This is a genomic window from Flavobacterium sp. 2 (assembly GCF_049949195.1).
In the GTDB taxonomy this organism is placed as follows: Bacteria; Bacteroidota; Bacteroidia; order Flavobacteriales; family Flavobacteriaceae; genus Flavobacterium.
The window spans coordinates 3,050,259-3,073,424 of the sequence record NZ_CP188206.1; the positions used below are offsets into that span (position 1 = coordinate 3,050,259).

The 23,166-nt window shown below is 35.5% G+C and carries 20 protein-coding genes; 14 read left to right on the forward strand and 6 right to left on the reverse strand.

Going from position 1 to position 23,166, the window contains the following annotated elements; genetic code table 11:
* Positions 1-62: 62 nt before the first annotated feature.
* From ACNFIH_RS13065 to ACNFIH_RS13090, 6 genes are all read left to right on the forward strand, one after another.
* Complete coding sequence (locus ACNFIH_RS13065; protein ID WP_035652643.1) at positions 63-935, forward strand: helix-turn-helix domain-containing protein; 873 nt, start codon at positions 63-65, stop codon at positions 933-935.
* A 246-nt stretch (positions 936-1,181) separates the two neighbouring features.
* Positions 1,182-2,195: a ferrochelatase gene (gene hemH, locus ACNFIH_RS13070; protein ID WP_426483483.1), complete on the forward strand. Its 1,014-nt coding sequence runs from the start codon at positions 1,182-1,184 to the stop codon at positions 2,193-2,195.
* A 33-nt stretch (positions 2,196-2,228) separates the two neighbouring features.
* Positions 2,229-2,777, forward strand: a complete 549-nt coding sequence (locus ACNFIH_RS13075; protein WP_426483484.1) for a CopD family protein — start codon at positions 2,229-2,231, stop codon at positions 2,775-2,777.
* A gap of 142 nt (positions 2,778-2,919) precedes the next feature.
* Positions 2,920-4,335, forward strand: a complete 1,416-nt coding sequence (locus tag ACNFIH_RS13080) for an ATP-binding protein (RefSeq protein ID WP_081909398.1) — start codon at positions 2,920-2,922, stop codon at positions 4,333-4,335.
* 10 nt (positions 4,336-4,345) lie between these two features.
* The gene (locus tag ACNFIH_RS13085; RefSeq protein WP_426483485.1) at positions 4,346-5,128 is read left to right on the forward strand and encodes an enoyl-CoA hydratase/isomerase family protein; all 783 of its coding nucleotides are present in this window, start codon (positions 4,346-4,348) and stop codon (positions 5,126-5,128) included.
* A gap of 195 nt (positions 5,129-5,323) precedes the next feature.
* On the forward strand, positions 5,324-5,722 hold the full coding sequence (locus tag ACNFIH_RS13090; RefSeq protein WP_035652651.1) for a hypothetical protein: 399 nt from the start codon (positions 5,324-5,326) through the stop codon (positions 5,720-5,722).
* 69 nt (positions 5,723-5,791) lie between these two features.
* On the opposite strand, the gene ACNFIH_RS13095 is transcribed toward ACNFIH_RS13090, so the two are convergent.
* From ACNFIH_RS13095 to ACNFIH_RS13105, 3 genes are all read right to left on the reverse strand, one after another.
* On the reverse strand, positions 5,792-6,445 hold the full coding sequence (locus tag ACNFIH_RS13095) for a metal-dependent transcriptional regulator (RefSeq protein WP_035652653.1): 654 nt from the start codon (positions 6,443-6,445) through the stop codon (positions 5,792-5,794).
* A gap of 111 nt (positions 6,446-6,556) precedes the next feature.
* Positions 6,557-8,425: an Nramp family divalent metal transporter gene (locus ACNFIH_RS13100; RefSeq protein WP_426483486.1), complete on the reverse strand. Its 1,869-nt coding sequence runs from the start codon at positions 8,423-8,425 to the stop codon at positions 6,557-6,559.
* Between the two features lie 74 nt (positions 8,426-8,499).
* Positions 8,500-8,892, reverse strand: a complete 393-nt coding sequence (locus tag ACNFIH_RS13105; protein WP_081909399.1) for a Fur family transcriptional regulator — start codon at positions 8,890-8,892, stop codon at positions 8,500-8,502.
* A 94-nt stretch (positions 8,893-8,986) separates the two neighbouring features.
* On the opposite strand from ACNFIH_RS13105, the gene ACNFIH_RS13110 reads away from it, so the two are divergent.
* From ACNFIH_RS13110 to ACNFIH_RS13140, 7 genes are all read left to right on the forward strand, one after another.
* A complete protein-coding gene (locus ACNFIH_RS13110) occupies positions 8,987-9,340 on the forward strand; it encodes a MerC domain-containing protein (protein ID WP_426483487.1) in 354 nt (117 codons plus the stop codon).
* A gap of 10 nt (positions 9,341-9,350) precedes the next feature.
* A complete protein-coding gene (locus ACNFIH_RS13115) occupies positions 9,351-10,256 on the forward strand; it encodes an NAD(P)/FAD-dependent oxidoreductase (protein ID WP_426483488.1) in 906 nt (301 codons plus the stop codon).
* A 247-nt stretch (positions 10,257-10,503) separates the two neighbouring features.
* A complete protein-coding gene (locus ACNFIH_RS13120) occupies positions 10,504-12,756 on the forward strand; it encodes a TonB-dependent receptor (protein WP_426483489.1) in 2,253 nt (750 codons plus the stop codon).
* Positions 12,757-12,938: 182 nt separating this feature from the next.
* The gene (locus ACNFIH_RS13125) at positions 12,939-13,403 is read left to right on the forward strand and encodes a thioredoxin family protein (RefSeq protein ID WP_035652668.1); all 465 of its coding nucleotides are present in this window, start codon (positions 12,939-12,941) and stop codon (positions 13,401-13,403) included.
* Positions 13,404-13,421: 18 nt separating this feature from the next.
* Entirely contained in the window at positions 13,422-14,591 is a 1,170-nt protein-coding gene (locus ACNFIH_RS13130; RefSeq protein WP_426483490.1) for a lycopene cyclase family protein, read from the forward strand.
* Between the two features lie 17 nt (positions 14,592-14,608).
* The gene (locus tag ACNFIH_RS13135; RefSeq protein WP_426483491.1) at positions 14,609-15,406 is read left to right on the forward strand and encodes a tetratricopeptide repeat protein; all 798 of its coding nucleotides are present in this window, start codon (positions 14,609-14,611) and stop codon (positions 15,404-15,406) included.
* Positions 15,407-15,607: 201 nt separating this feature from the next.
* Complete coding sequence (locus ACNFIH_RS13140; protein ID WP_035652677.1) at positions 15,608-16,018, forward strand: BrxA/BrxB family bacilliredoxin; 411 nt, start codon at positions 15,608-15,610, stop codon at positions 16,016-16,018.
* Positions 16,019-16,171: 153 nt separating this feature from the next.
* Here the strand turns inward: ACNFIH_RS13140 and ACNFIH_RS13145 are convergent, their stop codons facing one another.
* Genes ACNFIH_RS13145 through ACNFIH_RS13155 form a run of 3 tightly spaced genes read right to left on the reverse strand, consistent with a single transcriptional unit; the run spans position 16,172 to position 21,871 of the window.
* Positions 16,172-17,539 carry an efflux transporter outer membrane subunit gene (locus ACNFIH_RS13145; protein ID WP_426483492.1) on the reverse strand — a complete coding sequence of 456 codons (1,368 nt, stop codon included), beginning with the start codon at positions 17,537-17,539 and terminating at the stop codon, positions 16,172-16,174.
* On the reverse strand, positions 17,532-20,705 hold the full coding sequence (locus ACNFIH_RS13150; RefSeq protein WP_426483493.1) for an efflux RND transporter permease subunit: 3,174 nt from the start codon (positions 20,703-20,705) through the stop codon (positions 17,532-17,534). The genes ACNFIH_RS13145 and ACNFIH_RS13150 overlap by 8 nt, the downstream gene beginning before the upstream one ends.
* Positions 20,706-20,725: 20 nt before the next feature.
* Positions 20,726-21,871: an efflux RND transporter periplasmic adaptor subunit gene (locus tag ACNFIH_RS13155; RefSeq protein WP_426483494.1), complete on the reverse strand. Its 1,146-nt coding sequence runs from the start codon at positions 21,869-21,871 to the stop codon at positions 20,726-20,728.
* 248 nt (positions 21,872-22,119) lie between these two features.
* Between ACNFIH_RS13155 and ACNFIH_RS13160 the strand changes: the two genes are divergently transcribed.
* Positions 22,120-23,079, forward strand: coding sequence for a polyphosphate kinase 2 family protein (locus ACNFIH_RS13160; RefSeq protein WP_426483495.1), 960 nt, complete (start codon positions 22,120-22,122; stop codon positions 23,077-23,079).
* Positions 23,080-23,166: the final 87 nt, after the last annotated feature.

Here is a 23,166-nt window from a genome sequence, read left to right on the forward strand (position 1 = left end):
TTAGAGTGATTCTAAATAAGATTTTGCGTTAGTTTTGATTTTAGTAAAAAAAAAATATCGCTATGAGTTCTCAAGAAGTTATAAAAATTGAAGACGACTTTACGCTGATCCGTTTTCAAAATGACAGTTTAGAGCCATTTTATGCGCAGCATGAAATAGGTACTGGTCTGATACAGTTCCACTTCGGGATAAAAGGCAATGCTAAATTCTTGTTCAATCAAGGTTCTTATGCTTTGGATTTGAAGGAAGAAAAATCGTTGCTTTTATACAATCCGCAGAAAGAATTGCCACTTAATTTAGAATTGGCCCCAAACTCGTGGGTGATTTCGGTAATTGTTTCGATTAAAAAATTTCACGCGTTATTTTCTGCTGAAGCCGATTATATTACGTTTTTAAGTCCTGATAATAAGGACAAAAAGTATTATAACGAAGGGAATATCAGTCCGTCAATGGCGATTGTTTTGAGTCAGTTGTTTCATTATAATCTTCATCCATCTATAAAAAACCTTTATTATAAAGGAAAAGGATACGAATTATTGAGTTTGTATTTTAATAGAACCGAAGATCCAAATGCAGAACAATGTCCGTTTTTGATCGATGAAGATAACGTTCTAAAAATCCGAAGAGCAAAAGAAATCATCATCGCAAACATGGCCGAACCACCAGGATTACAAGAATTGGCAGATGAAATTGGTTTGAATTTGAAGAAACTTAAAATGGGTTTCAAACAAATTTACGGAGATACGGTTTACGGTTTCCTTTTCGATTACAAAATGGATTTCGCCCGAAAACTATTAGACAGCGGTTCGTATAATGTAAACGAGGTTGGACTTAAAATAGGTTATAGCACGGGAAGTCATTTTATAGCAGCATTCAAGAAAAAGTTTGCCACAACTCCAAAGAAGTATTTGATGTCGATTAATGCGAATGTTTAAATTTTTTTTAGCCACGACCCGAGCGATAGCGAACAGGCGAAGCAATTCACGAATTTAATCTGCTTAAATCTGTGTAAATCTGCGTGAAAAATTTCACGAATTATCCAAATCGATTTTAAATATTCTACAATAATTAAAAAGTAATAATTATCATATTTCGAATAAAGTACAGCGTTTACTTTTGACGAAATTTTAAAAACAAATAAAAAGCTTAAAGCCTAGTGCTTAAAGCCAAAAACAAAAAACATGAAAGGCGTATTATTAGTAAATCTTGGGTCTCCAGAAAGTCCAACTCCAAAAGATGTAAAACCTTATTTAGATGAATTTTTAATGGATAAATACGTGATCGACGTTCCGTATTTATTGAGAGCATTATTGGTTCGCGGTATTATTTTAAGAAAAAGACCAGAAGAATCTGCACACGCTTACGCAAAAATTTGGTGGGATGAAGGTTCTCCTTTAGTAGTATTGTCTGAAAGAATGCAGAAAAAGGTTCAGCCTCTTGTAAATGTTCCAGTTTCTTTAGCAATGCGCTACGGAAGCATGACAATAGAAAAAGGACTTCAGGAATTAAGTGATAAAGGAGTTACAGACGTAATGCTTTTTCCTTTATATCCGCAATATGCAATGGCTTCAACTTTAACTATTTTAGTAAAGGCCGAAGAAATTCGCAAGAAGAAATTCCCTCACATGAAATTTACAGATGTTCCGGCATTTTACAATAAACCGGATTACATCAAAAATTTAGCCGATTCCATTCAGAAACATTTAATTGGTTTTGATTACGATCATTTATTGTTTTCTTACCACGGAATTCCAGAACGTCATATTCGCAAAACCGATGTGACTAAATCGCATTGTAAAATTGACGGATCTTGCTGCAACACGCCTTCGCCAGCGCATGATTTTTGTTATCGTCACCAATGTTACGAAACAACAAGACAAGTTGTTAAATTATTGGGACTTCCTGAAGATAAATACAGTCTGACATTTCAATCGCGTTTAGCGGGAGACAAATGGTTAGAACCTTATACAGATGTTGAAATTGATAACATGCCTGCAAAAGGAATCAAGAAATTAGCAGTTGTAACACCAGCTTTCGTTTCAGATTGTTTAGAAACTTTAGAAGAAATCGCCATGCGCGCCAAAGAAGATTTTGAAGCAAAAGGTGGCGAAGAGTTCTTGGCAATTCCATGTTTGAATGATGATGATGAATGGTGCCAGACGGTTTCTAACTGGATTAATGATTGGGCTAAATAGAAGAAAGAGGCAAGAGTAAAGAAAAAAGACTTTATGGAATATTATAACTATCTAAAATCACTGCACTTAATTTTTGTAATCACTTGGTTTGCGGGTTTGTTTTATATTGTGCGTTTGTTTGTGTACCAAATTGAGGCAAATGAAAAACCTTCGCCCGAAAAAGAAATTCTTCAGGCGCAATACAAAATAATGGCCTATCGTTTGTGGTACATTATTACATGGCCGTCAGCAATTTTGGCGAGTATTTTTGCTTTTTGGATGCTGTTTTTTACAGACGCTGGTCATATTTGGATCAAAATGCCGTGGATGCATGTAAAATTGTGTTTCGTTTTTCTTTTATATTTATATCACGGAAAATGCCATCAAATTTTCAAACAATTGCAAAATGATGAGGTGAAATATTCCAATAATTTTATGCGTTTGTGGAATGAAGGTGCAACAATTATTCTATTTGCTGTTGTCTTTTTAGTAGTTTTAAAAAGTGCCATCAACTGGATTTTCGGCGTAATCGGGATTATTTTATTCTCGGTTTTAATAATGCTGGGATTCAGGTTTTACAAGAGAATTAGAGAGAGAAAATAGTTATGAGTTTTGAGTTATGAATTATGAGTTGTAAGTTTATGACACATAATTCATAATTCATAACTCATAATTTATAACTAAAAAGATGTTGAACAACTTCAAAATGTCAATGCTATCGCTTCGTACCAGGATTTTCCTGTCGATGATTGTATTGATTGTTGTGGCATCTTTTTTATTGGCTTCGATTTCGATTATTCAGTTTAAGACTGAGGCCAAAGAATACCATCAAGAACGTTTAGAACGAAAAGAGAATGCGGTAAAAGAACACATCAATTATGTTCTTTCGACTACTACATATCCGCTGAAAACCCAAAATCTGGATTTGATTTTTAAAGATAAAATCCACGAATTAGCTCAGATTCATAAAATCGAAATTAATATTTATAGTCTTGACGGAAAACTTTTAAAATCTTCAAAAGAGTCTTTCGCTGTTGATAAAGCGCCGCCGCCAATTCCGGAATATATTTTGAAATTGGTTCGTTCTTCGATTGAAAAACGATTTGTAGACATTAAAACTATAGACGGAGTTAAAAACCGATCTTCATACAGTTTAATTAAAGACGAAAAATTCAAACCACTCGGAATTCTGAATCTTCCCTATTTAGAAGATGACGGTTATTATGATAATGAGTTGAATACCTTTTTAATTCGTTTAAGTCAGGTGTATTCTTTTATGCTGATTGTCGCTTTTGGATTAGCGTATTTCCTTTCTACTTATATTACAAAATCGCTTAAAACCATTTCAGATCGTTTGGAAGAAACCAATCTGGATCAGAAAAACGAGAAAATTGTTTTAGAAGCCAATAGTAAAGAAGTCAATTTCCTTATAAAAGCATATAACGGAATGGTGGATAAACTAGAAACGAGTGCAATTAAATTAGCGCAAAGTGAACGTGAAGAAGCTTGGCGTGAAATGGCAAAACAGGTTGCACACGAAATTAAAAATCCGCTTACGCCAATGCGTTTAACTGTGCAAAGTTTTCAAAGAAAATTTGATCCAAGCGCTCCTGACGTTAAACAAAAGATGAATGATTACTCCGAAACCTTAATTCAGCAGATTGACACGATGACGGCTGTCGCTTCAGCATTTTCGAACTTTGCTTCAATGCCGGCGCAACAAAATGAAACATTAAATGTTGTTGAGGTTGTCGAATTGGCTTTGGATATTTTCAATGAAGATTATATTTCTTTTGAAAGTGATGAAGAAGAAATCATTTCTACGATGGATCGCACGCAATTGATTCGTGTAATTACCAATTTGGTTAAAAATGCAACTCAGGCAATTTCTGAAAGTCAGTTTCAAAAATCAATTGTTGTTACGGTAAAAAGAAGAAACAACAATGTTGAAATCGCCGTGAAAGACAACGGAATCGGAATTCAAAAACAAGATATCGGCAGAATTTTCGAACCAAAATTCACCACTAAAACCAGCGGAATGGGACTTGGTCTCGGAATTATCAAAAACATCATAGAAAATTATAAAGGAACAATTACCTTTGAATCAACATACGGAAAAGGAACCACTTTTAGGGTTTCTTTGCCTATTACAAACTCATAAAATCAGCGTCATGAATTACGAAAATATTTTAGTTGCAATAGAGGAGAGAGTTGCAACCATTACGATTAACAGACCAGCTAAATTAAATGCTTTAAACAAGGAAACAATCAGTGATTTGAGCAAAGCAATTAAATTGTTAAGCAAAAATGAGGAAGTTCGCGCTATAATTTTAACTGGAAGTGGCGAAAAAGCTTTTGTTGCTGGAGCTGATATTTCAGAATTTGCAAACTATACGGTTGTTGAAGGTGCGCAATTAGCTGCGGAAGGTCAGGAAACTTTGTTCGATTTTATCGAAAACCTTAAAAAACCTGTTATTGCAGCCGTAAATGGTTTTGCCTTAGGCGGAGGATTAGAATTGGCAATGGCGTGTCATTTTAGAGTAGCTTCAGATAATGCAAAAATGGGATTGCCAGAAGTTACTTTAGGATTAATTCCAGGTTACGGAGGGACACAACGTTTGCCTCAATTAGTTGGAAAAGGCCGTGCAATGGAAATGATTATGACTGCAGCTATGATTTCTGCCGAAGAAGCAAAACAATACGGTTTGGTTAATCATGTTGTGCCTCAAGCAGAACTTTTGTCGTTTACAACGGTGATTGCGCAAAAAATCATAAAAAATGCACCGTTTGCTATTGCAAAAGCCATAAAAGCAATCAATGCTAATTATGAAGACGGTAAAAACGGATTTGATACGGAAATAAAATCTTTTGGAAAATGCTTCGGAACTCAGGATTTTAAAGAAGGAACAACGGCATTTTTAGAAAAACGTAAAGCTGAATTTACAGGTAAATAATTTTTTTCTTAACCGCAATCCCGATAGCTATCGGGAGCAAGGGATTACGCAAAGCACGCAAGAAAATTTAAAAACTTAGCGAACCTTGCGTAAATCTTTGCGACCTTTGCGGTTAAAATTAGAGACAAAGATTGTAAAACCTTAGTCCCGATAGCTATCGGGATAGCATCTCAGAACCTTAGCACCTTAAAAAAAATGTACGAACCAATATTTGCCCTTTTTTGTGAACGAGTTAAAGAAAGTATTCAAGCCGGAACTTTCGCAAAACTGACTTTGGCAAAAACAATGGGCGACACCGAAATCAAAAACATCTATTTCAGATTGGTTTTGAATGAAGATAACACATTCTCAATTTCCCTGACGACTCGATATAAAACAGAAGAAATTGAAAGTATTCATACTTTAGATGAAGCTTTATTGATTCTTGGTACTTATATAAAAAATCCGTTTTTGACTGCTTTACTTTTTACAACAGAAAACGATCTCACTTTCAAAGTAAATAAAAAGAATGCAGGAAGTATTATTGAGCAGCCACCGACATTTAAAAATGCATCGCCGGTTATGTTAGAAATGATTGAGAAAGGAATTGTTTAGAAGGCAAAATTAATAAAAAAAGAGCCAAAACTATTTAAAACAGTTTTGGCTCTTTTTTATTTCCTATAATTAAACCAGTTTCACAAACAAATTAGAGGCAATTTTATTTGAAATAGATAATTCCCTTCCATCAACCTTAATTTTTACCGATAAATCGAAAGATTCTTTAGATAGAAATTCGATTTTAGAGCCCAAAGCAATTCCTTGTTTGTCCAGATATTTTAAAAATTCTGAAGAAGTGTCTTTAACACCAACACAAACACCGGTTTGGTTTTCTTCTAATTCAGATAAAAGCTGTTTTTCAATTTTAATGATTCGGCCATTTGCATCCGGAATCGGGTCACCGTGTGGATCTTCCGTCGGATTTCCCAGAAAATCATCTAAACGATTAATCAATTGTTCTGATTTGATGTGTTCCAATTGTTCTGCAATATCGTGAACTTCATCCCAGCTGAAATTTAGTTTTTCAACTAAAAATACTTCCCATAAACGATGTTTTCTAACAATCATTTTTGCAGCAAGTTTTCCGTTTTCAGTTAAAGAAACACCTTGGTATTTTTTATAGTTTACCAAATCTTTCTCTGCCAGCTTTTTAAGCATGTCGGTTACAGAGGAAGCTTTTGTTTCCATGATTTCAGCAATAGCGTTAGTGCTGACTTCAGTTTCCAAAGCTGCTGTAAGGTGGTATATCGATTTTAAGTAGTTTTCTTCTGAAAAGGTCATTTTTTTAAGATTCTAAGGTTCTAAGATACTAAGGTTCTAAGATACTAAGGTTCTAAGTTTTAAGAATCCAAAAGAAAACCTCAGAATCTTAGTGTCTTAGAACCTTAGCAACTATTTTACTATCAACAAAGGTATTGAAATTTTATGTCTCAATTTATCTACCGTTGTGCCAAAAAGAATGTCTTTTAATCCTGTGTGGCCGTGGGTTCCCATTACTAAAATATCAAAGTTGCCTTCGTTTATTATTTTCGGAATTACTTTGTTTGGTTTTCCAAAACCAAGTTCAGTTTCAATATTGAATCCTTTTTCTGAAAGCATTTTTTTGTATTCTAAGAGAAGCTTTTCATCAATAGTGGTTTCGTGGTCATGTATATTCACACCGTACATTAAAGCGCCAACAGTTTCTACAATGTGAATAAGCGTGTATTTTGCGTCCATTCCGCCGAGTTCAAAAGCGCGATTGAGTGCGGCTTCATCGGCATTTGAGAAATCTACTGAAATAGCGATATTCTTTACAGCGTGGCTTTCCTGTGGCGTAAATTTTAATTTTAAATTGTGAGGCGAATGATTGATTGTCTTTAACTTCGCTTTTGCAATAAAAGGTTTAAAAACAATGTATAACAATAATCCAGCAAAAGCAAAAGCAAGCGGAACAACAGTTAACCAAAGAACTGTTGGATGGTTTGAACTTTCAAGCCATGAAGTAATTTCGTCGTAAACTAATTTTGCGTTTAAAGAAACAATGATTGCGGCGATAATCCAGGAAATGATCTGTGTGGTTTTTGAAATATGAAAACCATTCATTTTTGATTTATCACTCACGAAATGAATAAGCGGAATAATCGCAAATCCCAGCTGAAGACTCAGAATAACCTGGCTTAAAATCAATAATTTTCCCGTGACGCTTTCGCCATAAATGTAAATCACGATTAAAGCGGGAACAATTGCAATTAAACGTGTTATAATTCGGCGGACCCAAGGCTGAATGCGCAAATGCAAATAACCTTCCATAACAATTTGTCCGGCAAGCGTCCCGGTTACAGTCGAACTTTGTCCTGCGGCGATTAAGGCAATTGCAAATAGTCGAGGAGCCCATTTGTTTCCTAACAAAGGTTCCAGAAATTTATGTGCATCCTGAATTTCAGCGACTTCAAACATTCCGTTTTTGTGGAATGTTGCGGCGGCGAGAATTAAGATTGCGGCATTAACAAAGAATGCCAGGTTTAGCGCAATAGTTGAATCTATAAAATTGTATTTTAAGGCCTGTTTAATACCCGCTGGAGTTCGGTCAAATTTTCTGGTTTGCACCAAAGAAGAATGTAGATAAAGATTGTGAGGCATTACCGTTGCACCAATAATCCCGATTGCAATATATAAAGCAGCCGAATTTGGGATAGAAGGAATAAGTCCGGCTAGGATTTTTGGAACCTCAGGTTGTGCAAAAATCATTTCGAAAATAAAAGAAAAGCCAATAATTGCGACCAGTACAATTATAAACGCTTCCATCTTGCGAATTCCTTTGTTGATCAAGAATAAAAGAAGGAAAGTATCCAGAACGGTAATTAAAACACCTTCAAGCAACGGAATTCCAAATAAAAGATTAATTCCGATCGCCATTCCGAGAACTTCTGCCAAATCACAGGCAGCAATGGCAATTTCTGCCAAAAAATATAAGATGTAATTAATGTATTTCGAATAAGTCTCTCTCGAAGCTTGTGCCAAATCGCGTTGTGTGACAATTCCAAGTCTAGCACTTAAGCTCTGCAAAAGCAAAGCCATTAAATTACTCATTAATAAAACCCAGACAAGCGTATAACCAAACTGACTTCCTCCGGCGATATCTGTTGCCCAGTTTCCGGGATCCATATAACCAACGCTGACTAAATATGCGGGGCCTAAAAAGGCTAAAATTTTCCTGAATCCTGTTTTTTTATGTTCTGTAGCAACCGATTGGTTTACTTCTTCTAAAGATTTGGTCATTGTAGAAATGTTGTTTTAACAAATATATGTAAAAATTATATTCGCTGAACAATATTTTTAGGCGAGTCTAAAACTTAGATGTTAGAATTTAAACAATTTGGGCACAATCCAGATAATGTAAAATTGATTTCTTTCACTTTATAATTATGAGGCATAATATAACTCGGTTTTACATTTTCGAGACAGGTAATTTCATGACAGTTTTCACAACTAAAATGAGCATGATTATGTATGTGAACACGCTGATTAGAATGATTGCATTTTGCATATTTTACCGTTCCGTCAAGGTTCGAAATTTTGTGCACGATATCGTCGTTAACCAAACGGTCGAGGATTCTATAAATGGTGACGCGATCGCAAACATCATTCAATTGTTTTTGAATTTCGGTGTGCGAGAGCGCAGTTCTAGATTTCTCAAAAACCTCTAAAACCGCCGTCTTTGCTGTTGTGTTACGTGTAGTTTTCATTTTTTTTAAATTAAAAATTTTATCGCAACAATGTTGCAATTGATAAAATTGTGATATATTTGCAACTAAATTGCATTAAGCAAATCTACAAAATATGAAGAAAACGACACCATCTTTTTACGATATTTTAGGAATTTCAAGCGCGACATTTTGCCTCGTTCATTGTTTGATTTTTCCTGTTCTAACAATCCTTCCTTTAGGGCTAATTCATAACCCAATAATCGATTTGATTTTTGCTTCTTTTGGTTTATTTGCAATAATCAAAATTATGAAAAAATCGTCGCTTTTAGTGTCGTCAATTTTGGTTGTTTCGATGAGTTTAATTTGGATCAGTATTTTGAGTGAAATAGTTTTTGAAATGCATCTTGACTTAATTTACTTCGGCGGAATCGGAATGATAATCGGACATTTATTGAATTACAATTTACACAAGAAAGAAAATCATTAAAAATAACATTATGAAACAGAAAGATTTTGAAGTGATTATCATTGGCGGAAGCTATAGTGGACTTTCAGCTTCTATGAGTTTAGGACGTTCGCTTCGTCAGGTTTTGATTATTGACAGTGGTTTGCCTTGCAACAGACAAACACCACATTCTCATAATTTCATTACACAAGATGGTGAAAAGCCGGCTGTTATTTCGGCGAAAGCCAAATTACAAGTTGATCTTTATAAAACAATTCATTTTTATAACGGTCTTGCAGTAAAAGCAATCAAAAAAGAAAATGGATTTGAAGTTTCAACCGAATCTGGTGAAGTTTTTAATTCCAGAAAAATCTTGTTTGCAAGTGGCGTCAAAGATTTGTTTCCAGATATAAATGGTTTTGCAGATTGCTGGGGAATTTCGGTTTTGCATTGCCCGTATTGTCATGGTTATGAAGTGAAAAATGAGAAAACAGCGATTATTGCTAATGGCGAAATGGCTTATGAATACGCAAAATTAATTTCAAACTGGACAAAAGATCTTCGATTATGCACGAATGGAAAATCAACTTTGACTTTGGAACAAACCCAAATTCTCGAGAAAAAAGGGATTCAAATTTTCGAAGAAGAAATAGATTCGTTTGAACATAAAGACGGATATGTTTCAAATATTATTTTCAGAAATAAAGAAAAAATAGAAGTGAAGGCAATTTATAGCAAACCGCCATTTGAGCAACATTGCTCGTTGCTAGCCGATTTGGGTTGCAATATAAATGAACAAGGTTTAGTAAAAGTCGATGCGATGCAAAAAACGAATATCCCAGGAATTTATGCGAGTGGCGATTGTACAACACAAATGCGATCTGTTGCTATTGCGGTTTCTACCGGTTCTTTCGCCGGAGCTGTAATTAATAAAGATCTTATAGATGAAGATTTTTAGCAATGCGCTGAAAATCTCTCGCAAAGTCGCGAAGTCGCAAAGTGAAATTAGAAAAAAACTTCGCGTCTCTGCGTCTTTGCGAGATTAAATAATTAAAGCATTTAATAAAAACAACTTTGAGACTTTGTTTTGTGTGATAAAAACAAAAATCTAACACATTGAATTCAATCTGTTTAAAATTATTACAACTAGAAACAATATTTGTCGAATTTAATTTTTAGCTTTGTCTAAATTTAATTTTATAAGAATGAAATATTTATTTTTGACAATATTAATAATTTCTGCTACACGCCTTTATTCACAAAATATCACGGGAAAAATTGACGGATTAATTCCTGCTGGACAGGAAATTAATATCAGCCTATTAAATACAAACTTTAAAGCACAAACCGATTCAATCGGATTTTATAAATTAGAAAATGTCCCAAAAGGAAATTATAAAATTCACGTGACCTCGACTGGATTCAAACCAATAACCCAAAAAATTTCAGTTTTAGAAAATCAAAACCTAAATCTTGATTTTGAATTGAACGAAGACCAAAATGAATTGAACGAAGTTGTAGTTTCCGGAACTTTAAAACCTGTAAAACGTTTGGAAAGTGCCGTTCCGGTTGAGGTTTATTCGCCGGTTTTCTTCAAAAAAAATCCGACGCCAAGTATTTACGATGCGCTTCAAAATGTAAATGGCGTTCGGCCTCAGCTTAATTGCGGTGTCTGCAACACGGGCGATATTCATATAAACGGATTGGAAGGTCCTTATACTTTGATTTTAATTGACGGAATGCCAATTGTAAGTAGTCTTTCTACTGTTTATGGTTTGTCCGGAATTCCGAATTCTTTGGTCGAAAGAATCGAAATTGTAAAAGGTCCGGCGTCGTCTCTTTATGGAAGTGAAGCGGTTGGTGGTTTGATCAACATTATTACCAAAAACCCAACAAACGCTCCAATGTTTTCTGCCGATTATTTTACGACGACTTATTTGGAAAACAATCTTGATTTGGGAATGAAGTTTAATGTCGGGAAAAAAGCCAATGCGCTTTTGGGACTGAATTATTTCAATTACGATCAGGTTATTGATAAAGACAAAGACAATTTTACGGATGTGACGCTTTCTGACCGAATTTCGGTTTTTAATAAATGGAGTTTTCTGCGAAATAATAATCGCCTTTTTACAGTCGCGGTGCGTGGAATGTATGAAGATCGCTGGGGCGGAGATGTGCGCTGGGAAAAGAAATTCCGCGGAGGCGACGAAATTTACGGCGAAAGTATTTATACCAAAAGAGCTGAATTAATAGGGAGTTATCAATTGCCATTTGAAGAAAAACTGATGCTTTCTTTCTCTGGAAATGTGCATTATCAGGACAGCCGTTACGGAACGACTTCTTATATCGCAAATCAGAAAATTGGTTTTTTGCAATTGACCTGGGATAAAAAAATCGGAAGAAATGATTTATTGGCCGGAATCGCCAGCCGATATTCGTATTATGATGACAACACAACGGCAACCAAAGAAGCAGAAAGCACTTGGCTTCCGGGAATTTTTGTTCAGGACGAAATTACATTTTCGCCAAAAAGTCAAATTTTGCTCGGAATGCGTTATGACTATAATTCGATTCACGGTTCTATTTTTACGCCGAGATTTGCGTATCGATTCAAAGCCAATGAAAACACAATTTTCAGATTAAATGCCGGAACCGGATTTCGAGTTGTGAATTTATTTACCGAAGATCACGCCGCGTTAACAGGTTCAAGAGACGTTGTAATTGCGAATGATTTGAAACCGGAACAATCTGTAAATGTGAATTTGAATTATATTCAGAAAATTAATTTTAGCAACGGAACTTTTATGGGCATCGAAACAACGGCTTTTTACACCCGTTTTAGCAATAAAATCATTTCTGACTACGAAAGTGACCCAAACAAGATTATTTACGATAATATCGACGGATATGCTTTGAGTCAAGGAATAAGCACGAATGTCGATCTTAATTTTCCTTCCGGATTAAAGTTTATTGTCGGAGCAACGGTTTTAGATAATAAAAATGTCCAAAACGGAGTTTCTGAAAGACCTTTTCTGACAGAGAATTTTACGGCAACTTGGAGTGTTTCATACAAAATACAACCTTGGAATCTATTAGTTGATTATACTGGAAATGTTTATAGTCCTATGAAATTGCCTTTGCTGAGCGAAACAGATCCGCGAAGTCCAAATTCGCCTTGGTACAGCATTCAGAATATTCAGTTTACGTTTACGGGCTGGAAGAATTTTGAACTTTATGGCGGCATCAAAAATTTGCTGAATTTTACGCCAATGCAAAAGAATCCGTTTTTGATTTCGAGAACCAATGATCCTTTTGATAAAAATGTGCAATACGATTCGGCCGGAAAAGTTTTGGTAACGCCTGATAATCCTTATGGTTTGACTTTTGACACGACTTATGTTTATGGGCAAAACCAGACGATTCGTGGGTTTTTGGGATTGCGATATATTTTGAGGTAAATTTTATAGCCACAGATTTCACAGATTAAAAGGATTTTTTTGTGATTTGTCACCCTGAGCGAAGTCGAATGGCGCGCCAATTGGAACGGGGCTTCGACTTCGCTCAGCCTGACAATTGCAAATCAAGATCTAAAGAAAAATCCTTTTAATCTGTGAAATCTGTGGCAAAAAACAAAAAACAAATGAAAAAGCTATTTCTATTAATCTTCTTCTTCGGGATTTCAGCAACAGGTTTCTGTCAGCTGAAAAGCAATTCTTTTGAAGAAATTGATCGCTTACAGCAAATTCAAAAACGAAAAATAATCGTTTTCATCCATACCGATTGGTGTCAGTTTTGCCAAAGAATGAAAGCGACAACATTCAAAAATCAGGAAATCATTCAAAAATTAAATTCTGATTTCTATTTCATTGATTTTAATGCCGAGGAAAAACGAGATATTTCGTTTAATAATCACGTTTTTAAATTTCAGCCTTCCGGAAATAATGTCGGCGTTCATGAACTGGCTTTACAACTCGGAACAATTAATAATCAAATTACATATCCGACTTTATGTGTTTTGAATGAGAAAAACGAAATCATTTTTCAATATAATATCTATTTGAGTGCAAATGATTTTAAAATTCTTTTAGAAAAACTGGAAAAATAAAATTCCTTATTTTTGAGAATGAATTCTTCACAAATCAAACATTTCGATTACATTTTTACCGGCACAGGATTGGCTTCTTTAATGACCGTTTATAAAATGGTTTTATCGGGCAAATTCTCAGATAAGTCAATTTTATTGCTCGATAAAGATTCAAAGAAAACCAATGACAGAACTTGGAGTTTTTGGGAAAAAGAAGAATCCATTTGGAATTCGATTATCTCCAAAAAATGGGATTCGGCTCTGTTTGCCAATGAAAATTTCAAACGTGATTTAGAGCTAAAACCTTATTCATACAATAAAATCAATGGTTTAGATTTTTATAATTTCGTTTTTGAGAAGATTTCAAATCAGCCGAATATTACTTTTCTAAATGAAAAAGTAACCGATATCAATGAACTCGAAACCCATGTTTTTGTTGGAACAGAAGAAAATAGATATACTTGTAATTATTTATTCAACGGTATTTATACAAAGGCTTTCGCCGAAAGTCAAACGAAATATCCTGTTTTGCAACAACATTTTTTGGGTTGGTTTGTGAAAACGGAAATTGAGATTTTCAATCCGGAACAAGCCACTTTCATGGATTTTTCGGTAGAACAAAAAGGAAATACGAGATTTATGTATGTTTTGCCGATTTCTAAAACCGAAGCTTTGGTTGAATATACATTGTTTTCAGAAAAATTGCTTCCGAAAGAAGCATATGAAAATGAGATTCAAATTTATCTGGAGAAACTCGGAATAAATCAATTTGAAATTCTGGAAAAAGAGCAAGGAAGCATACCAATGACAAGTTATCCTTTTTGGAAAAAGAATACCAAAAGAGTTTTAAATATTGGAACTGCCGGCGGTTGGACAAAAGCCAGCACAGGTTATACATTTAAAAACTCAGATAAAAAATCTTCACAATTGGTTGAATTTCTTCAAAACGAAAGTTTGAAAATGAAGGATTTTCATAAAAAAAGTCGTTTTTGGTTTTATGATTTATTGCTTTTGGATATTCTGTATCGTCATAATGAATTGGGAAGTTCCATTTTTTCTTCCTTATTCAAAAAAGGAAATCCAGCTTTGATTTTTAAATTTTTGGATGAAGAAACTTCTTTAATTGAAGATTTTAAAGTAATCTTGAAATGTCCTAAAATTCCATTTATAAAATCGTTATTTAGGGTGATTTTCTTTCGAAATAAATAAACATAAAAACCACAATTTTGAAAAACACTATTCTTGGATTTAGTTTCCTTTTTACTTTTTTGTCATTTGGGCAAGTTTCTACTAATAAGGCACAAGACGCGATTATCGCCACATATTTGACGAAATGTGCTGAACAACATAATTATATTATTGAAATGACCGAATGGCAAGATTGTTTAGACCAAGGTTTGAAAAAAGACAGTACGGTTGCTTATTTGTGGCAACAGAAAGCGATGCCGTATTTTAAATGTAAAAAGTACGAAATTGGAATGCCTTATTTAGATAAAGCGGTGCTATATGACAAAAAAGAATGGTTGCCGTATCGTGGTTTTATGAAATGTATATTTTCTAAAAACTATAAGGAAGCCATCGTCGACTTGGAAGAATCTATCAAGCTTTACGGTAATAATTACAGAATGGATCATACCTATAGTTTTTATATCGCACTTTGTTATTTGCAACTTAATGAATATGAAAAAGCAGAAAAGCTTTTGGATGATTATGTCGCTGATATTTATAAAAACAGGCAACAATTAGAACATCCAACGGCTTATTTTTATCAGGGAATTGCTAAATATGAGCTTAAGAAATGGGATGTAGCAATTGCTATTTTTGATAAAGCTCTAAAAATCTATCCTGAATTTTCAGATGCAAAGTTTTATAAGGCAGTGTGTTGGCTAAAACAAGGGAAGACTAAAGAGGAAGTAATGGCTTTAATAAAAATTGCAAGAGAAGATGCTGCAAAAGGTTTTTCTATTAATGAGGACAATGCTTTTTATGAGACATATCCTTATCAAATGAAGTTTGGTAAATAATGTTGAGAAATAGATTTTTTGTTGGATTTTAATCCATAAAAAAGCAGCTTTTTTAAGATTTGATTTGACTTTCGACTTTATGACTTTCCAACTTTCGACTTTATCAATCGAACTATAACAAAAGTTTATACTTCAAATTAAAGAGTTGCGACTAAACTTTGTAACTTTGCAACTCAAAAGTTAATTTAAAAAAACAAGAATATGTATCCACTAGACATGGTAAGACCAATGGAAGCTGAATTGACTTCTGCAGGTTTTCAAGATTTACATAGTGCCGAAGCTGTTGAGAATGCTATCAAAGCTGAAGGTACCACTTTAGTTGTTGTAAACTCTGTTTGCGGTTGTGCTGCAAGAAATGCACGTCCGGGAGCAAAAATGAGTTTAGAAGGCGCTAAAAAACCAGATCACCTTATTACAGTTTTCGCTGGTGTTGATAAAGAAGCGGTTGATGCTGCAAGACAACATATGTTTCCTTTTCCTCCATCATCGCCATCTATGGCTTTGTTCAAAAACGGAGAATTGGTTCACATGTTAGAGCGTCACCACATCGAAGGACGTCCAGCTGAAATGATCGCTGAGAATTTGCAAGATGCGTTTAACGAGTTTTGCTAATTTTTGAAGATCCTAAGACTCTAAGTTTCTGAGATTCTAAGATTTTTAAGGAGCAAAGATTTAAAACAAAAAGCACTATTTTTATAGTGCTTTTTGTTGTTTTATGCATTTAGTAAAAAACTTAGTATCTTAGAATCTCAGCAACTTAGTATCTCACAGACTCCATCCCCCGCCAAGTGCTTTATATAACTCAACCATTGAGCTTAATTGTCTTTCAGATAATTGTGCCAGGCTTAATTGTGCATTGAACAAGTTGGTTTCGACATCCAAAACTTCTAAGTAAGAAACGTAACCGCTGTCATATCTTTCGCGGGAAAGTTTAAAGTTGATTAAAGCCGCCTGAACTTGTCTGTCGCGGGCTTTCCATTCTTCTTTGTATGTTTTGATGTTTTGAATAGATTGTTCGACTTCGGAAACGGCGCCAATATAGGTTTTTTGATAAATGAACTTAAATTGTTCCGCTTGTTGTCTGTTGATTTCGACTCTTCTTTTGTTTTTTCCGAAGGCAAATATTGGACCTGCAATTCCGGCTGATGCATTTTGCGAATACGAACTTCCCAAAAATAAATTGCTTAAATCGGCACTCGCGAAGCCGGCAATTGCGGCTAGATTTAGAGAAGGAAAACGCATCGCCTGCGCTGCGCCAATTCTTTCATTTGCTGCTTTGTATCTTAATTCGGCTGCTTTTACATCCGGTCTGTTTTCTAATAAAGCTGATGGAAGTGAAAGCGGAATTTCACTAACAATTCGTAATTCAGTATTGCTTTTTCCTCTCGGAATTTCAGTCGGAAGTTGTCCGGTAAGCAAAGCAATTGTATTTTCCTGATAGGTTATTTGTCTTTGAATGTTCGGAATCGCAGCTTCTGCAATTGCTACTTGCTGTTCAATTTGTACTTTATCAACTTCAGAGATATAACCGCTTTTAAATCTTTGATTTATAATTTCATAGTATTTCTCTCTTGTTTCAAGCGTTGATTTGGTAATTTCCAGTTGCTCATCCAGATTTCGCATTTGAAAATAGGCATATGCAATATTGCTGACGATATCGGAGAGTACCACTTTACGGGCTTCTTCAGTAGCTAAGAGTTCGGCTTGTACAGCATTATTTTCATGACGGTATTTTCCCCAAAAATCAAGTTCCCAAGACATACTTGCTCCGGCAGTTGAAGGCGTAAAGTTTTTATCGTTACTGTTTATTGTTGCTCCGTATTGAAAACTTGGAAATAAATCGGCTTTTGCATAACCTAATTGAGCACGAAGCTGATCGATTCTGGAAACTGCGATTTTTAAATCGTAATTGTTTTCCAATCCTTTTTTAATCAGATCTTTCAAAACGTCATCATTAAAAAGATCAAACCATTTTAAATTGGTTACGTTCGCCAGACTGTCTAAGTTTCTTTCGTTTTTATACGAATCTGACTTTTGTTGTTCTGGTTTGCTATATTTTGGTCCAACCATACAGCCCAATGGAAATAGTATCAGGATAAATATAACAACGATTATTTTATGTCTCTTAATCATGGTCTGTAGTATTTGGTTCCACATTATCTTCCGTAGATACGACTGCATCATCTTTCTTTTTTCCGATGTTTTCAATCATTACAAATAGACCAGGTACAATTAATACACCCAAAACCGTGGCGATTAACATACCGCTGAATACCGCCATTCCCATTACAATACGAGCTTGCGAACCCGCACCAGTTGCTGTCAATAACGGAACTACTCCGAGAATGAATGCAAAAGCCGTCATTAAAATTGGACGGAAACGGAGTTTCGCCGCCACCATCGCCGATTCGTACAGCGGTTTTCCTTTTTCATATTCTTCTTTGGCAAACTCCACAATCAGAATGGCATTTTTGGCGACTAATCCAATTAATAATACGAGTCCAATCTGGGCAAATACATTGTTGACGTAGGCATCGCTTCCAAATCTGGCGAGCATTAATCCTAAAAAGGCACCAAATACAGCAAAAGGAGCTCCAAGCAATACACTAAAAGGCAGTTTCCAGCTTTCATATTGTGCAGCAAGAATTAAGAACACAAAGACTAATGCCATTATGAAAACCGAACCTCCTCCCGGTGAATGTTTTTCTTGATAAGACAAGTTGATGTAGTCGAAACTCATGTCTGCGGGTAAAGTTTGTTTGGCGACTTCTTCGAGCGCTGTCAAGGCTTGCGCACTACTATATCCGTCATTTGGGCTTCCACCGATTTCTGCCGATCGGAATAGATTTAAACGATTGGTAAAATCGGGACCTGTTACTTTTGTTGCTGTGACGAGTGTTGATATTGGCAACATATCGCCAGCATTATTTTTGACATAAATTAAATTTAAATCTTCTGGTCGTACGCGATCAGCCGCTTCACCTTGAAGATAAACTTTATATTGACGACCAAATCGGTTGAAGTCGTTTACATAACTTCCTCCCAAAAAGGCTCCCAATGCTTCTGTAACTTTAGAAACCGGAATGCCTAATTTCATTGCTTTGTCATTGTCAATATCTAATTTAACCTGCGGTGTTCCGGCATTAAAAGTGGTGTAAATTCGTTTTATTTCTGGGCGTTGTTGTGCGGCGGCGATAAAAGCCTGAGTTTGTTCCGCAAGATATTGAGGCGTATTTCCACCTCTGTCCTGCAACATTAAACTAAAACCTGCCGATGCACCTAAACCTTGAATTGCGGGAGGACCAAATGAAAAACAGGTTGCCGTTGTAATTTGAGTGGCAAGTTTCATGTTAAATCTGTCCACAAATTGTTTGGCCGTTTCTTCTCTGTCTTCCCAAGGTTTTAATGAGATGAAAATAAAAGCGTTGTTAGGTTGATAAGAGTTAGTAAGCATACTAAATCCGTTTATCGTGGTATAAGACAAAATAGATTTTTCTTCTTTTAGGAAACTGTCTACTTTTTTAGAGATTTCATCAGTTCGCTGTAATGAAGATGCTGGAGGTAATGCAATATTTACCAAAACATAACCCTGATCTTCTTCAGGAATAAAACCTAACGGAATTTTCTTTCCTAAAAATGCGGTAGCTACTAATATTACTACTAATAAAAGGACAATTCGAATTGCTTTTTTAGCAAAAAATGTTGCTCCGCTGATGTACTTTCCGGTAACTTTTTCGAAGATTCTATTAAATCCGGCAAAGAATTTCGCAAGCCATCCCGTTTGTTCTTCAATTGGTTTTGTTGGTTTTAATAACATGGCGCAAAGGGCGGGACTTAGAGACAATGCACTAAAGGCCGAGAACGCGACCGAGACGGCAATCGTTATGGCAAACTGCTGATAAAAACGTCCGGTAATTCCTGGTGTCATCGCAACCGGAATAAACACAGCGCATAAAATCAAGGCAATCGCAATTACAGGACCAGATACTTCTCGCATCGCCTGAACGGTGGCATCTTTCGGACTTTTGCCATGTTCAATATGATGAATAACGGCTTCCACAACCACAATCGCATCATCGACCACAATTCCAATTGCAAGTACTAATCCTAAAAGTGATAATGTATTGATGGAAAATCCTAATAACGGAAAAACCGCAATGGTTCCGATAAGTGAAACCGGAACGGTAATCAACGGAATTAAAGTAGCACGCCAGTTTTGAAGAAAAATGAATACTACTAAAATTACTAATATAATGGCTTCAAAAAGTGTGTGAACAATATCATCAACTCCCGCGGTAATCGCTAAAGTGGTATCTAAAGATTCCTGATATTCGATATCTTTTGGAAACTTCTCAGACAAAAGCTTCATGGTGCTTTTTGCAGTTTCAGCTACATCAAGAGCATTACTTCCGGGCATTTGGTACACTGCTACAACGGCACTTGGCGAACTGTTTCTTCGGGCGGTTGAACTGTAATTTTCTGTTCCCAATTCAATTCGGGCAATATCCCCCATTAAAACTTGTGCTCCATCTTCCTTGCTTCGAACTACGATATTTCCAAATTCTTTTTCGGTAACTAATCGGTCCTGAAGTGTTACACCGTATGTGAATTCGGTATTAGCAGGAGCTGGTTCAGCGCCAAATTTTCCTCCGGGGCTAATCATATTCTGGGCATTCAATGCATTTTTTACATCTTCAACTGTAATGCCGAGTTTGCTCATCATATCGGCTTTAAGCCAAATTCTCATTGAATAATCACTTCCTCCAAACAGCGTAACTTCTCCAACTCCTTTGATACGAGCCAATTGATCTACAATATTAATGCTCGCATAATTGTTCAAAAATTTGGCATCATATTTTGGATTGGTTGAGGTAACCGTAAACAACATCATCGGGAAAGACAAAGATTTTTTTACCACAACCCCTTGTTGTTTTACGCTCGAAGGCATAAAAGGAGCCGATTGGTTTTGTCTATTTTGGGTAAGCATATTGGCATTATCCAGATTGGTTCCTACATCAAAAGTTACCTCAATGGTACAAGCTCCATCAGAAGTGTTGATGGATTTCATGTACAACATGTTTTCAACACCGTTTACTTTTTGCTCAATTGGTGTTGCAACTGCCTGCTCAACATTCAGCGCATTTGCTCCTGTAAAAGAAGTTGTAATTTTTACAACAGGAGGATTAATATCCGGATATTGCGAAATAGGCGTTTTTTGTAAAGCCAGTAATCCAAGTATCACAATAATAATACTGATTACAATAGCAACGATTGGTCTTCGAACGAAAAATTCTCCCATAATACTATGTATCTAGATTATTATTTAGTAACTGCAGTTTCTGTATCGCCTAATTGCCACTGTGTGACTTTTGGTGTAATAACGCTTCCATTTTTCAATAGTGAAGTACCTCCCATGGCTATCTTGTCGCCAGGTTTTAAACCTTCTTCAATAATATATCCATTTTGAACCGCCGGTCCTGGTTTTACAATTTGCATTTGTACTTTGTTGTCATTTCCTAAAACATAAACCTGATAAATACCTTGTACTTCTATAACAGCACGCTGCGGAATTACAATGGCATCTTTTCGAATGTCGGTAAGCAATGCAATTTTTGCATATTGTCCCGGACGAAGTAATTTATCGGGATTTGGAAATGCGGCTTCAAATGTGATGGCGCCGGTTGCGGGATCTATTTGTCTGTCGGTAAAACTTACTTTTCCCGTTTGAGGATAAATCGAACCATCCGACAATTTTAAAGTTACGGATGCTCCGGAACCTTTTAAAGCCGAATTCGGTTTATTGAATTCTCTGTAAAGACGTAAAAATTCCTGCTCACTCATGGTGAAACGAACTCTGACATCTCCTAAATCTGAAATAGTATTTAAAATTGAAGCTGCACCGGGACGTACATAATCGCCAACTCTCACTTTCGAAATTCCGATTAATCCGGAAATTGGTGCAACGATTCGGCAATAGCCTAATTCAATTTTTGCATTTTGTACTGATGCATCAGACGCTTTGATTTGAGCGACAGAAGCAGTGTATGCTGATTTAGCCGAAACTAATTCTCTTTGGCTGACTGCATTCATTTTTGCCAATGGAGCAATCATGTCCAGATCTGATTTGGTTTTTGATAATCGTGCCTGCGATTCTGCGGCGCCACCTTCAGCTTCATTAAGTTTGGCTCTGTATGGCAGTGCATCGATGGTATATAAAAGCTGTCCTTTGGTAACAAAACTTCCTTCCTTAAAATTTATACTTTCGATAAGGCCATCAACGCGAGGGTTAATTTGAATATCGGATTGACCAAAAGTTTGTCCAGTATATTCAGATTCTATTTTGACATCTTGCTGTAAAACGGTCGTAACTGAAATCTCAAGTGGCTTGGGTTGTGGTGGGGCTTCTTTTTTGCAGGATAACAATAAAAAAAGTAAGAAAATTGCTGGAGGGTAGATTTTGTTCATTTTTAATTTTTTATTAAATTTCATTAAAACTCAACTAACTAAAAACCAAATAATTCCTTAGCTAAGTTAGCATTTTTTTAATTAAGATTTGAAATATTATTTTCATTTTGATTTTTTATTAAATTTATATCTAATTGATATTCAAATGTTAATAAAACCGACCAAATGATGTAAAACATCGCTAAACTGCACTTTTTGTAAGAATGAATTTTTATAGTGTCCAGTTTTAATTCTAAAAAGCTCCTATTATGTCAAAAAAAAATAAAATAAAATCGAAGAATTTGAATAGCGCTTCAAGCGATCTAAAAGCATTAAGTAAAAAGGAATTACTTCATAAGGCCAAGAAGTTTTCAGAGCAATTTTGTGTAGGTGACGATAAAAATTTTACATTAAAGGACAAACCGACTTCTTATTTTGGTGATGAATCGAAATCAGCGATAAAAGAAGCTTTGCAAATGGGAGTAAAAGCATTGGCCGCAATGCAGGACACTCTATATGCGCAGGATAAATGGTCGGTTCTGATAATATTTCAGGCAATGGATGCGGCGGGAAAAGACGGCGCCATTAAACATGTAATGTCTGGTATCAATCCGCAGGGCTGTCAGGTTTCTTCTTTTAAAGGTCCAAGTTCTGAAGAATTAGATCATGATTATCTTTGGCGTTGCCAAAAACATTTGCCGGAAAGAGGTCGCATCGGAATTTTTAATCGCTCTTATTATGAAGAAGTATTGGTAGTTCGCGTACATGAGCAAATTTTAAGAGGACAAAAAATCCCTGAAAAATTGATTACCGAAGATATTTGGGACGAGCGTTTTCAGGATATTCGAAACTTTGAAAAATATTTAAACAGAAATGGAACGGTTGTAATCAAGTTTTTTTTAAATCTTTCGAAAGAAGAACAAAAGAAAAGATTTATCGAAAGAGTTGATAATCCTGATAAAAATTGGAAATTCAGCGCCGCCGATGCCAAAGAAAGAGGCTATTGGAACGATTATATGTTCGCTTATGAAGAGTTAATCAAAAATACTTCAACCAAAAAATCACCTTGGTATGTAATTCCAGCTGATAATAAATATTATGCCCGAATTGCCATTGCTTCAGCCATTATTCACGCTTTGGATGAAATGGATTTGGAATATCCAAAAGTAAGCGAAGAAAAAATCGCGGAATTAAATACAGTCAAACAAGCATTGCTTAATGAAGAATAAATGTCTTATTATGTCAAACCTTTGTCGCTTTGTGCCTTTGGAACTATGAACCTTTTTCCGTATTTTTGCCGCTCAAAAAAATATTCT